Source organism: Serratia sp. HMSC15F11, from assembly GCF_001808215.1.
GTDB classification, from domain to species: Bacteria; Pseudomonadota; Gammaproteobacteria; order Enterobacterales; family Enterobacteriaceae; genus Serratia; species Serratia nevei.
Map to the genome: position 1 here is coordinate 1 of NZ_KV792513.1, position 14,520 is coordinate 14,520.

A 14,520-nucleotide genomic window follows, 5' to 3' on the forward strand; every position below is an offset into this window, starting at 1 on the left:
ACCATAGATTCCGTTTTCCAAGCGGACCCCATATTGCTCTGCCGTAACCTGTTTCAGTCCCGTTAATCATCACCGTCGGGCTGGTCATACAGTTCCCAGAGCTTCAGGAGCAAACGGGAAACAAGATATGTTACAAAAATGACGACCATCAACGGTGCTCCCGATTAACTGACAGATGACACGCCTCCTGAAAACCCCTAGCATACGCCGCAGTGTTCATGCTAACGGCGAATTCCAGTAAATGTATTCTACCGATGTCGTAAAAGAAAATGCCTACCTTTCAGCCACCCGCTCGGGGCTGGAATCGAACGAGATCGCTACTCTTCAGCGCTCCTTGCCTTCCCGGTTTAATCTGCGGCATTTGAAAAAAAATGAATCATTAAAACTCGTACTGCAAAAGAAAGCGGGAAAATCACGTGTCGTGGCCTATAAATTTACGTCCGGTTCATTTAATTACACGGCGTATCGTATATCAGATAAAAAGTTCTATAACCTTTCCGATACTTCCGGGAAAGGCAGTCTCGATTATCCGTTACCGGCCACAGCAAGACTCAGTTCGCCTTTCAATCCTGCAAGACTTAACCCGGTATCGGGAAAAGTGAGTCCCCATAATGGCATTGATTATTCCATGCCCATGAACACGAAAATAGTCAGCGTCATCGACGGAAAAATCCCCCGGGCCGAATACAACAGTACCATGGGATATTTTGTTGAAGTAACGGGAAAAGCCGGTGTTAAAACTCGCTATCTCCACCTCAATAAAATACTCGTTACTAAAGGGGCCAGGGTTACCCGGGGAGACGCTATTGCGTTATCCGGTAACAGCGGACGTTCATCCGGTCCTCATCTGCATTACGAGCTGGTCATCAATAACAATCCTGTTAACTCACTGGCGTTCCGGGCAGCGGCACCCGCTGATAACAAACTTGAACAGCATGCCTTTGCGCATGCCAGAGACTACGAACGATACCTGGACTGATAACGGGGCCGCGACGCGGCCCCGTCTGCCGGATTAATTTTTTTTATCGTTTTCACTTCCTTGATGTTGATGATCTCCATGCCCTCCGTGGCCGTGGAAAAGATGCATTAGCGGGCAGACCAGCAATAACAGATATGGCCAGTAACCTGCCACATGTGACCAGTGTTCGCGCAGGAGGGCAAATGCCGCGATCGCGGCGACAGCAATAAGCGCATAGGTGGTACTTTTCATACTGGACTCCTTCTGTTCGTAACAGCCCCTTCACTCAGTGTTATTTCCCGAGCCTGACACTTTTCAGACGCAACGCATTCACAATGACGCTGACGGAGGAAAGAGCCATGGCCGCCGCCGCAATAACTGGCGACAGCAGTATTCCATACACAGGATAAAGCAGACCTGCAGCCACAGGCACGCCAAGTGCGTTGTAGATAAATGCAAAAAACAGATTCTGACGGATATTTTTCATGGTGATCTCTGACAGATGACGGGCCCTGTTCAGTATCATCAAGTCGCCTTTGAGAAGGGTGACTCCGGCACTTTCAATTGCCACATCTGTACCCGTTCCCATGGCTATACCCACGTCAGCCGCTGCCAGCGCCGGGGCATCATTCACACCGTCTCCGGCCATCGCAACCACATGGCCAGACTCTTTCAGTCGGGTTATCACTGCTTTTTTGCCATCCGGCAGAATTCCGGCTTCAACCTCATCTATTCCCAGTTTCCGTGCGACTGCTTCAGCAGTAAGCTGGTTATCCCCGGTGAGCATAACGATGCGGATCCCCGCCTGACGCAAAGCTTTAAGCGCATCCGGCGTGGTTGTTTTCACGGGATCCGAGATAGCTATCAGGCCTGCAAGGTCCCCGTCTGTGGCCACATAGATAACGGTAGCGCCTTCCATCCGCAACGTATCCGCAACGGCCTTTTGATTATCAATAACGATACTGTTTTCCTGCATAGCCAGTTCATTACCAATAACAACCCGTTGACCTTCGACATCGCCTGAGACACCTTTCCCCGACGGGGCATTGAAATTACTGACGGCAGGTATCACGATCCCCTTTTCATGCGCGGCTCTGACAACAGCCATACCCAACGGATGCTGCGAACCTTTTTCCACTGCAGCTGTTACACGTAAAAGAGATATTTCCCCACCCGGACTGAGACTGATAATCCCTGTCACCGTAGGCGAACCTTCCGTGAGCGTGCCTGTTTTGTCGACAACCAGCGTGTCCACTTTTTCAAGACGCTCAAGGGCTTCGGCATTCCTGATTAACACCCCGGCCTGGGCGCCTTTGCCCACCCCCACCATTATCGACATCGGCGTGGCCAGTCCCAGCGCGCAGGGACAGGCAATAATCAGGACCGACACAGCCGCAATGAGACCGTGCGCCATCCTGGGCTCGGGCCCCCAGACAGACCAGATCAAGAAAGCAACAACCGCGATAAGTATCACCAGAGGAACAAACCAGCCTGAAACGCTGTCTGCCATTCTCTGGATGGGGGCACGCGAACGCTGTGCATCAGCGACCATCTGAACAATTCGTGAGAGCATCGTTTCATCACCGACTTTCTCTGCACGGATGATAAGACTACCTGTCTGATTAATCGTCCCCCCAATGACAGGGTCACCCTTCGTTTTGGTAACCGGCATAGACTCCCCGGTCACCATCGATTCATCAACGGTTGTTTTGCCTTCGATCACGATACCGTCGACCGGAATACTCTCTCCAGGTCTGATGCGGAGCTTATCGCCAGGCAGGACATCTTCCGCATTAATATCCGTTTCATGACCGTCATGATCCAGCCGTCTGGCGGTTTTGGGGGCAAGGTTCAGAAGCGCAGTAATGGCGCCTGAGGTTTGTTCCCGTGCCCGCAGCTCAAGAACCTGTCCCAGCAGAACAAGCACCGTAATAACTGCTGCGGCTTCAAAATAAACGGCCACCAGGCCATCCATGTTTCTGAACGATGCAGGAAACCAGGAGGGGAAGACGGTTGCAATGACGCTGTAAACCCAGGCTACGCCGGTCCCCATTGCAACAAGGGTAAACATATTCAGGGAGCGGTTACGTAACGACATTCCGGCCCGGGCGAAGAATGGCCAGCCACACCACAACACGACAGGGGAGGCCAGAAGCAACTGCAGCCATGTGTTGTACTGTGGCGGTACTGTATTCCTCAAGTCGGGAAACAGATGAGATCCCATTTCGAGTACCAGAACCGGAAACGCCAGCAACAACCCCAGCCAGAAGCGTCTTGTCATGTCGTGAAGTTCATCACTCGGCCCCGTGGATGCCGTAGCTACGAGCGGCTCCAGTGCCATTCCACAGACAGGACAGCTTCCGGGACCACTGCGGCGTATCTCCGGGTGCATCGGACATGTCCACACACCTTCAGAATTCTCTTTTTCCGCCTGGTTGTGAGGCTGTTTTATCTGATCAGGGCTGACTTCGTGATGATCGTGGTGATGGTGATGGGAATGTTCACTGGCATCTTCGGTAAGATAACGATCGGGATGGGCTTTAAATTTACTCTCACAGCTGGCGGAGCAGAAATAAAGTTGGTGGTCCTGGTATCGAATGCTGCTGTGCGCCCTGTCGGGCAGGATGGCCATCCCGCACACGGGATCTCTCACCTTATGCAATACGTGGCCCTCGTCCGGGGATAATGTCTGCTCAGAAGCAGTCTGGTTGTTGTGTTGCACTGCATTGTCATTTTTCACAGTAACTCTCCTTATGCATACCGAAGCATCTTCTGTCTTCAGGGTATGTCATGGATGCGATTACCACGAATATCGCCGGCACAGGAGTGCCTGCTACCGGCGTCCCGTTATCAGCCGTTCCGCTGACTATTCGATTCGCTGGAAGACTTTTTTACTTCCATCCGGTGAGAATGCGATAACATCGTAAGCCTCTTTTCGGGCTCCCATCTCCATTCCAGGACTTCCTGCTGGCATACCGGGGGTGGCGAGACCGTATATACCCGAACCAGACTGCATTGCCTTATGTATCGTTGTCGCAGGCACATGGCCTTCAATGATCAAATTACCGGCAACCGCGGTATGACAACTTCGTAGTCCTGCAGGAATAGCATGCTTTTCTTTCAGGGCTGACAGCGCCTGATCATTCATGACGTGAGTTCGTACTTCAAACCCGTCTTTTTCCATCGCTTTGCCCCACAGGGAACAACAGCCACAGTTTTCAGATTTGTACATATCAATCACTTTTTCACTCGCCATCGCGGGCAGTGAAAGGCCGAGAGCCAGCGCCATCAGAACCACTTTTTTCATACTCACCTCTGTATATTATCGATATAAACCCTGACGTCAGGGTGAATCAGTAAAGAAGGACACCCACAGGGGGTGCCCTTTCAGGTTCAGGACACGCTTTTTTTATGTCTGCGCAGCCAGATTAATTTGTAGGCGGCAGGAATAATGAACAGGGACAGCAGCGGAGCCGTGATCATCCCACCAATCATGGGTGCCGCGATACGGCTCATGACTTCTGAACCTGCACCGGTTCCCCAGAGTATTGGCAGCAGACCCGCAATGATCACCGCCACGGTCATGGCTTTCGGCCGGACACGCAGTACGGCACCATGATAGAGGGCTTCATCAAGGCCTTCCGGTGTGAACGTCTCTTTACGGGACAATTCCGGGTGCGCTTCAATGGCATGACGCAGATACATCAGCATGACCACGCCAAACTCTGCTGCCACCCCGGCCAGGGCGATAAACCCGGTTCCGGTCGCCACTGACATATGGAAGCCCTGCCAGTACAGGAACCATATCCCGCCAACCAGGGCAAACGGCAGGCTCATCAGAATAAGTAAGGCCTCATCAGCCCGGCGGAATGCCAGATATAACAGGATGAAGATGATCATCACCGTCATCGGTACCATCAGTTTTAATTTCTTATTGGCGTGCTCGAGTAATTCAAACTGTCCTGAGAATGCCACACTGGTCCCCGGTCTCAGTTTCACTTTCTCACTGATGGCCGTCTTAATATCGTTCACCACCGACACCATGTCCCTGCCGCGGGCATCAACATAAATCCAGCTGGCTGGCCGGGCATTTTCGGTTTTCAGCATGGTTGGTCCGGAAACGACCTTAATATCGGCAACATCGCCCAGCGTAATTTGCTGCTTCATTGGGGTCAGGATTGGCATCTCTCTCAACGCCTGCGGACTGTTACGGTAATCCTGCGGATAGCGAATGTTAATAGGGTACCGGGCCACGCCTTCAACCGTCTCACCCACCATAGCCCCACCGATTGCTGAAGAGACGAACAGCTGGACGTCGCCCACAGTCATCCCGTACCGGGAAGCTTTCTCCCGGTTGATATCGATATCGATGTAGCGCCCGCCCTCAAGTCGCTCAGCCAGGACAGACACCACGCCAGGCACGGTTTTGGCGACCGCCTCGATACTCTGCGCCGTCGCGTCGATATCGGACAGAACAGTCCCGGACACTTTGATACCTATCGGGCTTTTGATCCCGGTTGAGAGCATATCAATACGGTTACGGATAGGCGGCACCCAGAGGTTTGCCAGACCCGGTAAACGGACGGTCCTGTCGAGTTCATCAATAATCTTGTCAATTGTCATGCCGGGACGCCACTGATCCTCAGGTTTGAGCTGGATCGTGGTTTCCACCATTTCGAGCGGCGCGGAATCCGTTGCGGTCTCTGCTTTACCGGTCTTGCCAAATACAGAAGCCACTTCAGGAACGCTTTTGATTAACTTGTCTGTTGTCTGCAGGAGCGCTGCAGCTTCTGCCGGAGAGACACCCGGCAGGGTCGACGGCATATACAGCAGATCGCCCTCGTTAATCTTCGGCAGAAACTCACCGCCCACCTGACTCAGTGGCCAGATAACCGTGAAAATGGACAAGGCCGCAACCAGCAGGGTTGTTTTTGGCCAGTGGAGGACCCGCAGCAGCAAAGGATGATACGCTTTGATCAGCACCCGGTTCAGGGGGTTACTTGTCTCGGCAGGAATTTTCCCCCGGATCCAGAATCCCATCAGAATAGGAATGACGATGATGGCCAGTGCGGCCGCTCCCGCCATGGAGTACGTTTTCGTGAATGCCAGCGGGCCAAACAGACGACCTTCCTGCCCTTCCAGGGTAAAGATAGGAATAAAGGACAGGGTGATGATCAGCAGGCTAATGAACAACGCGGGTCCCACTTCCACGGAGGCGTCGGTAATCACCTTCCAGCGGGTGGCGTTGTCAATCTGCTCACCCGGATGCTGATGATCCCACTCCTCAAGCCGTTTGTGCGCATTTTCAATCATCACAATGGCGGCATCCACCATCGCACCGACGGCAATCGCTATCCCTCCCAGCGACATGATATTGGCGTTCAGTCCCTGGAAGTGCATGACGATAAAGGCGATACACAGGCCAAGTGGCAGAGAAATAATCGCCACCAGGGCAGAACGGACATGCCAGAGGAACAGTGCGCAAACGACAGCAACAACGATAAACTCTTCAAGAAGCTTGTAACTGAGGTTATCAATCGCCCGGTCGATTAACTGGCTGCGATCGTAGGTGGTCACGATTTCAACGCCTTCCGGCAGGCTGGCCTTCAGCGTCTCCAGTTTATCCCTCACTGCCGTGATAACGTCGCGCGCATTTTTACCCGACCGCAGGATCACCACGCCGCCAGCGACTTCTCCCTGGCCGTTCAGCTCGGCAATACCACGCCTCATTTCGGGCCCGGTCTGCACGCGGGCAACATCCCGCAGATAAACCGGCACGCCGTTCTCACCTGTTTTCAGGACGATGTTATTAAAATCATCAATGCTCTGAAGATAACCGCTGGCACGGACCATATACTCCGCTTCGGCCATTTCAACGGATGAGCCACCGGCCTCCTGGTTAGACGATTCAAGTGCCTGTTTCACTTCGGGCAGGCTGATACCGTACTGGGACAGTTTTACCGGATTGACCTGAATCTGGTACTGTTTCACCACGCCGCCAACCGAAGCGACCTCAGCCACGTTCGGGATGGTTTTCAGCTCAAATTTCAGGAACCAGTCCTGCAGAGAGCGCAGTTCTGAAAGGTCGTGTTTTCCGTTGCGATCGACAAGGGCATATTCAAAAATCCAGCCCACACCCGTGGCATCAGGACCGATTTCAGAACTCACACCGGCAGGCAGTTTTCCCTGAACCTGATTCAGATATTCCAGCACGCGGGAACGGGCCCAGTACAGATCGGTGCCGTCTTCAAAAATGACATACACATACGAATCCCCGAACTGTGAAAAACCACGCACGGTTTTTGCGCCAGGTACGGACAGCATGGTGGTGGTAAGTGGATAGGTGACCTGGTTTTCTACAATCTGCGGGGCCTGGCCGGGATAGCTGGTTTTGATAATGACCTGCACATCTGACAGGTCAGGCAAGGCATCGACCGGCGTGTTAATAATCGTCCATGTACCCCAGATGCTGAGAAACAGGGCCCCCATCATGACCAGGAAACGGTTGGCGACAGAGCGCCGGATAATCCATTCAATCATCGTCGTCTCCTCAGTGCCCTGAATGCATATTTACAGGCTGGTCAGACATTGCTGGCATACTGCTTTCTGTTTTTTCAGGGTGGCGCATACGTTCCAGCGCGCCCGTAATATTGGCTTCGGAGTCAATGAGGAACAGGCCACTGACCACCACGGTATCGCCTTCATTCAGGCCGGAACCGATGCCGGACTGTTGCTGTGATTCATGCAGAACGTGGATCTGTTTCGGCACAAACTTGCCTTCATCATCAACAGTAATCACGCGCTGTTCTTTGCCGGTATCGATAACGGCCTGGCTTGGTATCAGCAGCATCTCCTGGCTCTTGGTATTCAGTTTCAGATAGGCATTCATGCCCGGCTTGAGAAACTCATCCTTATTAGAAACCTGGAGACGGACCTGAAGCGTACGGGTTGTCTGATCCACGCTGGGAAGAATGTTCCATTTTTCGACATGGAATGTTTTATCCGGATAAGCCGGTACCGAAATTTCAAACTGCGACGTATCTTTCAGCAGATATGCGATAGATTCTGGCACTGCAGCGCTGATCCAGACCGGGTCCATCCCCTGAATCTGAGCCACTACTTTATCTTTCGAAATATTCATGCCGGTGCGCAGGTCAAACGCAGTAATGACACCATCAATAGGTGCTTTAATGGTAAAACGGGTCTGGATTGTGCGGGTTGAACGCAGCCTTTGAATATCCTCTTCCGGCATACCAGCCAGACGAAGTCGCTCCAGAACCCCTTTTATCTGGGTTGACGTACCACCGGTGCTGGATAACAGAAGGAATTCACTCTGTGCTTCCACCCAGTCCGGAATGGTAATATCGATAAGTGGCGTCCCCTTCTTCACATGATCGCCAATCGTCATGGGGTAGACTTTTTCGACAAACCCGTCAGAACGCGCCTGCACAATAACAAACTGATACTCGTTATAGCTGACATTAGCCGGGATTGTCTGAGAATAATTCAGCATTCCTCGCGTGACTTTTTGCGTTTTTAATCCCAGATTCTGAACCTGGGTTGGGTCGATACGGATCCCGCCACTGCTTTTATCGCCACTGTCATCAGCATATTTTGGCACCAGGTCCATATCCATAAAGGGCGATTTTCCGGGTTTATCAAATTTGGTATCCGGTTTCATTGGGTCATACCAGAAAAGCACCTTTCGTTCCGGTGCCTTTTGTTCTGTTTTTTCTGTCTTTTGTGCTGAGTTTACATACTGCCAGGCAGTAACCGATATCAGCCCCCCTGCTATGAGGCTGCTGATAATTATTGCAGCATATTTTATCTTTAAAGAAGCCATACAATTTTCCGCTAAAAAATCAAAACACCTGGCATATGCGCCTGACGGTTAACTCACACATATACCTATGTGAATGTACAGGCGCACAGGATGTAATCGCTCCGGACAGCCAATCAGGACTGCGTCACGTTAATGCTTTTGAGTAAGGAGATATTGCCCTGCTGAATAAACGAGAAATCGACATGGTTGCCTGTTTTCAGGGCATTAATAGCATCGTCTGCATTAACAAAAGTAAAGCGCATGGTCATTGCAGGCCAGCCCACCGCTGGAATTGCTTCATGCGAAATGGTGATTTTCTTAGTATTCATATCAATGTCTTTAACGACACCGGTGCCCTTGATAACTTGCTGTACCGAAGCATCACTGGCAGTATTCATATCGCCATGCTGATGTGTTTCAGCATGAAGACCGGCAGAAAACATGACAGAGAAGGCACCAAATAAAACGGCTTTAAGTGAATTACGCATTTTAAATTTCCTGATTAATGAAATAAATTTACTCTACCCAACCGCCACCCAGTGCGGTAAACAGATTAATTTCGTTAACCTGCCGGGAATAGGTAAGATCGAGAATGGTTTGCTGCGTAGCGAAGAGAGAACGCTCTGCATCCAGCACTTCAATGTAACTGACAGCACCACTGGAATATAATCCTCTGGCACGCTGGAGAGTTATCTGAAGTGAATCAAGATAACGCTGCTGTGACTCAAGTTGCTGGCTAAGGCTGTCGCGCAGCGCAAGCGTGTCGGAAACATCCTTAAAGGCTGACTGAATTTTTTGTTCGTAATTAACCACCGACTGTTGCTGGCGAATTTCAGCCAGCTTCAGATTGGCTTTATTCCTGCCAGCATTAAATATAGGAATTTCAATTTTAGGGATAAAATTCCACATTCCACTTCCTGACGTAAACAGGCTGGACAGCTCCGTACTGCTTGCGGAAAGACCACTGGTCAGGGTAATTGAGGGGAAAAAGGCCGCTCGCGCTGCGCCAATATTGGCATCAGCCGCTTTCAGCTGATATTCCGCTTCCATAATATCCGGTCGCTGCAGCAAAATTTGTGAAGACAGATTTGGTGGCAATTTTACTGGGGCTATCTCCCCGCCTTTCATCCCTTTTTCTGACGGAAGTGCGCGGTACGTTCCCAGCACCAGTTGCAGGGCATTGTTTGCCTGAGCCAGATCGCCTTCTCGTTTGGCTATTTCGGCGCGGGTACTTTCGATTTGTCCTCGCGCCTGTTCAAGTGCCAGAACGTTCGTACTCCCGGTCACGAGCTGCTGCTCAACGAAAGCATAGGACTGTTGATAATTTTTCAGCGTTTCCCGCGCAATACGAAGTTGTTCGTACGCCAGTTGCTGGCTGAAATAGCTTTGTGAAACGTTGGATACCAGCAGGATGTGTACGGCCCGACGGGCTTCTTCGCTGGCAAAGTAGTTCTGGCGATCAGCATCACTCATGTTCTTAAGTTTGCCGAAAAAATCGAGCTCATAACTGAACTCCAGACCTGCGTCGTACTCCTGTGTGGTCGGCTTGTCACCTTTCAGACCACCGCTGTATGTGATCCCGGATGAGGCATTCAGCTGGGGATAACGATCTGCATCCGTGACGTTGAACTGGGCCCGGGCCTCTTCAACCTTCAGTGCAGCCATTCTCAAATCACGGTTATTAGTCAGGGCTTCAGTAATCAGCCGGGTGACCTGGGGATCGACAAAAAAGTTACGCCAGCCCGTATCCTGATAGCCATTCACCGCTGGCGTCAGGCTGTTACGGGACAGTGAAAACTGCTGGGGTACCGGTGCTGCCGGACGCTGATATTCAGGCGCCAGAGAGACACAACCAGCCAGAATGAAGATTGTGCTGATGCTGAGTAGTTTTAATTTGAACATATTGCTTCTCGTCCAGGCAGACCTGGTAAATGGTTCAAATGAAGTTCAGAGTATTACCAGGGTTACTTTACAGAATGCACTCTGTTTGTCGGGTGACAGAATAATGACAATGTTGTCATTTTTACGGTAATTCGTTGATTACGATCGTGTGCGCAATAGAATGACATTAGCAGCCAGACGGGGAGCAAGATGAAAATATTGATCGTCGAAGACGAAATTAAAACAGGTGAATATCTCAGCAAAGGGCTTACAGAGGCAGGGTTCGTAGTGGATCACGCTGATAATGGTCTTACCGGATATCATCTCGCCATGACAGCCGAGTATGATTTAGTCATTCTGGACATCATGCTGCCTGATGTGAACGGCTGGGATATCATCCGCATGCTGCGCACTGCCGGAAAGGGTATGCCGGTCTTACTACTGACGGCCCTCGGCACGATCGAACACAGGGTCAAAGGACTGGAACTGGGTGCGGACGATTATCTGGTTAAACCCTTTGCGTTTGCCGAACTGCTGGCCCGGGTGAGAACCCTTCTGAGGCGGGGAAACGCGATGATCACGGAAAGCCAGTTTAGGGTGGCTGATCTCTCGATGGATCTCGTATCCAGAAAAGTCAGTCGCGCCGGAAACCGCATTGTGCTCACCAGTAAAGAGTTCAGCCTGCTGGAATTTTTCATTCGCCATCAGGGCGAGGTTCTTCCCCGTTCCCTGATTGCCTCTCAGGTCTGGGACATGAATTTTGACAGCGACACTAACGCGATTGATGTCGCCGTAAAGCGACTCCGCGCTAAAATAGACAACGATTACGGGACAAAGCTGATCCAGACTGTCCGGGGCGTGGGCTATATGCTGGAGGCCCCGGATGCATAGCAAACCTTCCAGGCGCCCTTTCTCACTCGCCCTGCGGCTGACCTTTTTTATCAGCCTGTCCACGATACTGGCTTTTATCGCCTTCACCTGGTTTATGCTGCATTCTGTTGAAAATCATTTTGCCGAGCAGGATGTCAGCGATCTTCAACAAATCAGCACTACCCTGAACCGTATACTGCAGTCCCCGGTGGATCCGGATGAAAAAAAAGTAAGCAAAATAAAGGAGTCGATTGCCAGCTACCGCAACGTTGCCCTTTTGCTCCTCAATCCCAGGGGGGAAGTGCTCTTTAGTTCAGCGCAGGGGGCGGCACTACACCCGGCCGTGAATTCCGCAGATTTTAGCGAGCACAGCCGCGCACGGGATGTCTTTCTCTGGACGGTGGAGGATCCTGCGAGACCGATGGATACCGGGTCTGAAATGAAGATGGAAACATACCGGATTATCGCCTCCTCTGGCCAGGCGATATTTCAGGGCAAACAGCAGAATTATGTCATGCTGACTGGCCTCTCCATTAATTTCCATCTCCATTACCTCGATGCGCTGAAAAAAAATCTGATTGCGATCGCCGTCGTGATAAGCCTGCTGATTGTTCTGATCATTCGCATCGCTGTCCGTCAGGGGCACCTGCCCCTTCGTAATGTCAGCAATGCCATTAAAAACATCACCTCCGAGAATCTTGATGCGCGGCTGGAACCGACACGCGTTCCCATTGAGCTGGAGCAACTGGTTATCTCGTTCAATCATATGATTGGAAAGATTGAGGACGTCTTTACCCGCCAGGCCAATTTCTCTGCCGATATCGCGCATGAGATCAGAACGCCCATCACCAATCTGGTGACGCAGACTGAAATCGCACTGAGTCAGGATCGAACCCAGAAGGAACTTGAGGATGTCCTCTACTCCAGTCTTGAAGAGTATAACCGGATGACCAAAATGGTCAGCGACATGCTGTTTCTGGCACAGGCGGACAATAACCAGCTTATACCTGACAGGGTCCGTTTTGACCTCAGAGCAGAAGTCATGAAAGTCTTCGAGTTTTTCGAAGCCTGGGCCGAAGAACGCAATATCACGCTCAAATTTAACGGGATGCCCTGCCTGGTTGAGGGAGATCCACAAATGTTCAGAAGAGCGATCAATAATCTGTTATCCAATGCCCTGCGTTATACCCCGGAGGGACAGGCCATAACCGTCTCAATAAGAAAGCAGGAGAGCTTTTTTGACCTTGTGATTGAAAATCCAGGGAAACCGATCCCTGAAGAACATTTATCAAGGCTGTTTGACCGTTTTTATCGGGTGGATCCATCCAGACAACGAAAAGGAGAAGGCAGCGGCATCGGCCTTGCGATTGTGAAGTCAATCGTGGAAGCACATCACGGAAGAGTGCAGGTGGAATCAGACGTACGCTCCACGCGTTTTATCTTATCCGTGCCCAGACTGGAGAAAATGATCCCGGAAACCCAATGCTGAAAATAAAGATGTAAATGACAAAGATGTCATTAGCCTGTCATGCAGCAAACAGAAGCCATTCGATATAATTAGTGCAACTTATCAGGAAGGCTGGATTGCTTCATCAATACCCGGCGTCAGAGTACGCCAGGAAATGAATATCCAGCCCTCTTCCGGAGAAATAAACGCTGCCGAACTTGTTTCAGTTATGGAACTGAAAACACCGGTTGTACTTCCCCGGACATCACTAATTCAGAAATGGAGAGTTATCATGAAAAATATCGTATTAGCATCTTTGCTGGGCTTTGGTTTAATTTCATCGGCCTGGGCCACTGAAACCGTGAATATCCATGATCGCGTCAACAATGCACAGGCTCCTGCTCACCAGATGCAGTCTGCTGCGGCTCCTGTCGGGATCCAGGGGACTGCTCCTCGTATGACCGGTATGGACCAGCATGAACAGGCCATTATTGCTCATGAAACCATGACGAACGGCTCGGCGGATGCGCACCAGAAAATGGTGGAAAGTCATCAGAAGATGATGGGAAATAACACGGTATCCACGACCGTCCCGTCAACGTCTTACGCGGCGATGAATGAGCATGAAAGAGCAGCGGTTGCCCATGAATTCATGAATAACGGGCAATCCGGCCCACATCAGGCCATGGCCGAAGCGCACCGCCGCATGATCAATGCAGGCTGAATGCGACGGTAGTATCCGTGCTGTTACCTTTTCCCTGATAGATTTTCCTGAAACAACGTTGCTACATTTTTGCCCCCCGTCAGGGGGCTTTTTTGTCTGACTCAGCTACACTTAACCGGTACCTGTCTGAAAGGAATTATTATAGGGGTCTGACGCTCAGTGGAACGAAAACTCACGTTAAGCGATTGTGGCTGAGAAAAACCAAAGGATCCGGCGAGGATCCTTTGGTGTGCTGACATGACCAGTTTCTTTTGGGATATTTTTTCCCTGCATGAAGTCCTTTATGTCCTGATCATAATGCCATTAAAAATTCTATGCTATGGCTTCGCTATTTTAGACATTCCCTAACAGCTTTGTCTAAATCCGCCACATAAATTGGGGTAGGATGCCCAGATTTCATTTTCCATACAGTATATCCTCCCTTTGTTGCTTTGCCGCGCAGCTCTGTCTGCTTTCCTTCTGTGATTGACCTGCTCCCCGTTGATTAGTACACCCCGATGTTAGTAATGTCTTCATAAGCCACATGAGGACATCCCCATGAAGAAGCGTTTTTCCGACGAACAGATCATCAGTATTCTCCGCGAAGCCGAAGCTGGGGTACCCGCCCGTGAACTCTGCCGCAAGCATGCCATTTCCGATGCCACGTTTTACACCTGGCGTAAGAAGTATGGCGGTATGGAGGTGCCTGAAGTTAAGCGCCTGAAGTCGCTTGAGGAAGAGAACGCCAGACTCAAGAAGCTGCTTGCCGAAGCCATGCTGGATAAAGAGGCGCTTCAGGTGGCTCTTGGGCGAAAGTACTGACGACAGACCAGAAGCGG

The 14,520-nt window shown here is 51.0% G+C and carries 11 protein-coding genes and 1 pseudogene; 5 read left to right on the plus strand and 7 right to left on the minus strand.

What is annotated here, in order from left to right; all coding sequences use genetic code 11:
- Positions 1 to 241 precede the first annotated feature (241 nt).
- Complete coding sequence (locus HMPREF3138_RS24820; RefSeq protein ID WP_070559441.1) at positions 242 to 979, plus strand: peptidoglycan DD-metalloendopeptidase family protein; 738 nt, start codon at positions 242 to 244, stop codon at positions 977 to 979.
- A 33-nt stretch (positions 980 to 1,012) separates the two neighbouring features.
- Here HMPREF3138_RS24820 and HMPREF3138_RS24825 read toward each other — a convergent pair whose 3' ends face one another.
- The 7 genes from HMPREF3138_RS24825 to silC form a co-directional block, all read right to left on the minus strand.
- Positions 1,013 to 1,210 carry a DUF2933 domain-containing protein gene (locus HMPREF3138_RS24825; RefSeq protein WP_000843497.1) on the minus strand — a complete coding sequence of 66 codons (198 nt, stop codon included), beginning with the start codon at positions 1,208 to 1,210 and terminating at the stop codon, positions 1,013 to 1,015.
- 40 nt (positions 1,211 to 1,250) lie between these two features.
- A complete protein-coding gene (gene silP, locus HMPREF3138_RS24830; protein WP_070559443.1) occupies positions 1,251 to 3,698 on the minus strand; it encodes an Ag(+)-translocating P-type ATPase SilP in 2,448 nt (815 codons plus the stop codon).
- A 126-nt stretch (positions 3,699 to 3,824) separates the two neighbouring features.
- Positions 3,825 to 4,265, minus strand: a complete 441-nt coding sequence (locus HMPREF3138_RS24835) for a DUF411 domain-containing protein (RefSeq protein WP_000758228.1) — start codon at positions 4,263 to 4,265, stop codon at positions 3,825 to 3,827.
- A gap of 86 nt (positions 4,266 to 4,351) precedes the next feature.
- On the minus strand, positions 4,352 to 7,498 hold the full coding sequence (silA, locus tag HMPREF3138_RS24840; protein WP_004098958.1) for a Cu(+)/Ag(+) efflux RND transporter permease subunit SilA: 3,147 nt from the start codon (positions 7,496 to 7,498) through the stop codon (positions 4,352 to 4,354).
- Between the two features lie 10 nt (positions 7,499 to 7,508).
- A complete protein-coding gene (gene silB, locus HMPREF3138_RS24845; protein WP_049016439.1) occupies positions 7,509 to 8,801 on the minus strand; it encodes a Cu(+)/Ag(+) efflux RND transporter periplasmic adaptor subunit SilB in 1,293 nt (430 codons plus the stop codon).
- 113 nt (positions 8,802 to 8,914) lie between these two features.
- On the minus strand, positions 8,915 to 9,268 hold the full coding sequence (gene cusF / locus HMPREF3138_RS24850; protein ID WP_001246155.1) for a cation efflux system protein CusF: 354 nt from the start codon (positions 9,266 to 9,268) through the stop codon (positions 8,915 to 8,917).
- A 28-nt stretch (positions 9,269 to 9,296) separates the two neighbouring features.
- Positions 9,297 to 10,682, minus strand: coding sequence for a Cu(+)/Ag(+) efflux RND transporter outer membrane channel SilC (silC, locus tag HMPREF3138_RS24855; protein WP_038633711.1), 1,386 nt, complete (start codon positions 10,680 to 10,682; stop codon positions 9,297 to 9,299).
- Positions 10,683 to 10,871: 189 nt separating this feature from the next.
- Between silC and silR the strand changes: the two genes are divergently transcribed.
- The 4 genes and pseudogenes from silR to HMPREF3138_RS27335 form a co-directional block, all read left to right on the plus strand.
- The gene (gene silR / locus HMPREF3138_RS24860; protein ID WP_038633715.1) at positions 10,872 to 11,552 is read left to right on the plus strand and encodes a copper/silver response regulator transcription factor SilR; all 681 of its coding nucleotides are present in this window, start codon (positions 10,872 to 10,874) and stop codon (positions 11,550 to 11,552) included.
- On the plus strand, positions 11,545 to 13,020 hold the full coding sequence (gene silS / locus HMPREF3138_RS24865; RefSeq protein WP_032433718.1) for a copper/silver sensor histidine kinase SilS: 1,476 nt from the start codon (positions 11,545 to 11,547) through the stop codon (positions 13,018 to 13,020). The genes silR and silS overlap by 8 nt, the downstream gene beginning before the upstream one ends.
- A gap of 250 nt (positions 13,021 to 13,270) precedes the next feature.
- A complete protein-coding gene (silE, locus tag HMPREF3138_RS24870) occupies positions 13,271 to 13,702 on the plus strand; it encodes a silver-binding protein SilE (protein ID WP_000790483.1) in 432 nt (143 codons plus the stop codon).
- A 537-nt stretch (positions 13,703 to 14,239) separates the two neighbouring features.
- Positions 14,240 to 14,520: pseudogene (locus tag HMPREF3138_RS27335) on the plus strand (transposase); the annotation flags it as partial.

What these genes read in the sequence shown, in the direction of transcription:
- cusF (WP_001246155.1), bottom strand. Translation starts at nt 9,268, where the DNA reads ATGCGTAATTCACTTAAAGCCGTTTTATTTGGTGCCTTCTCTGTCATG.
- HMPREF3138_RS24835 (WP_000758228.1), bottom strand. Translation starts at nt 4,265, where the DNA reads ATGAAAAAAGTGGTTCTGATGGCGCTGGCTCTCGGCCTTTCACTGCCC.
- silC (WP_038633711.1), bottom strand. Translation starts at nt 10,682, where the DNA reads ATGTTCAAATTAAAACTACTCAGCATCAGCACAATCTTCATTCTGGCT.
- silB (WP_049016439.1), bottom strand. Translation starts at nt 8,801, where the DNA reads ATGGCTTCTTTAAAGATAAAATATGCTGCAATAATTATCAGCAGCCTC.
- silE (WP_000790483.1), top strand. Translation starts at nt 13,271, where the DNA reads ATGAAAAATATCGTATTAGCATCTTTGCTGGGCTTTGGTTTAATTTCA.
- HMPREF3138_RS24825 (WP_000843497.1), bottom strand. Translation starts at nt 1,210, where the DNA reads ATGAAAAGTACCACCTATGCGCTTATTGCTGTCGCCGCGATCGCGGCA.
- HMPREF3138_RS24820 (WP_070559441.1), top strand. Translation starts at nt 242, where the DNA reads ATGTATTCTACCGATGTCGTAAAAGAAAATGCCTACCTTTCAGCCACC.
- silR (WP_038633715.1), top strand. Translation starts at nt 10,872, where the DNA reads ATGAAAATATTGATCGTCGAAGACGAAATTAAAACAGGTGAATATCTC.
- silA (WP_004098958.1), bottom strand. Translation starts at nt 7,498, where the DNA reads ATGATTGAATGGATTATCCGGCGCTCTGTCGCCAACCGTTTCCTGGTC.
- silS (WP_032433718.1), top strand. Translation starts at nt 11,545, where the DNA reads ATGCATAGCAAACCTTCCAGGCGCCCTTTCTCACTCGCCCTGCGGCTG.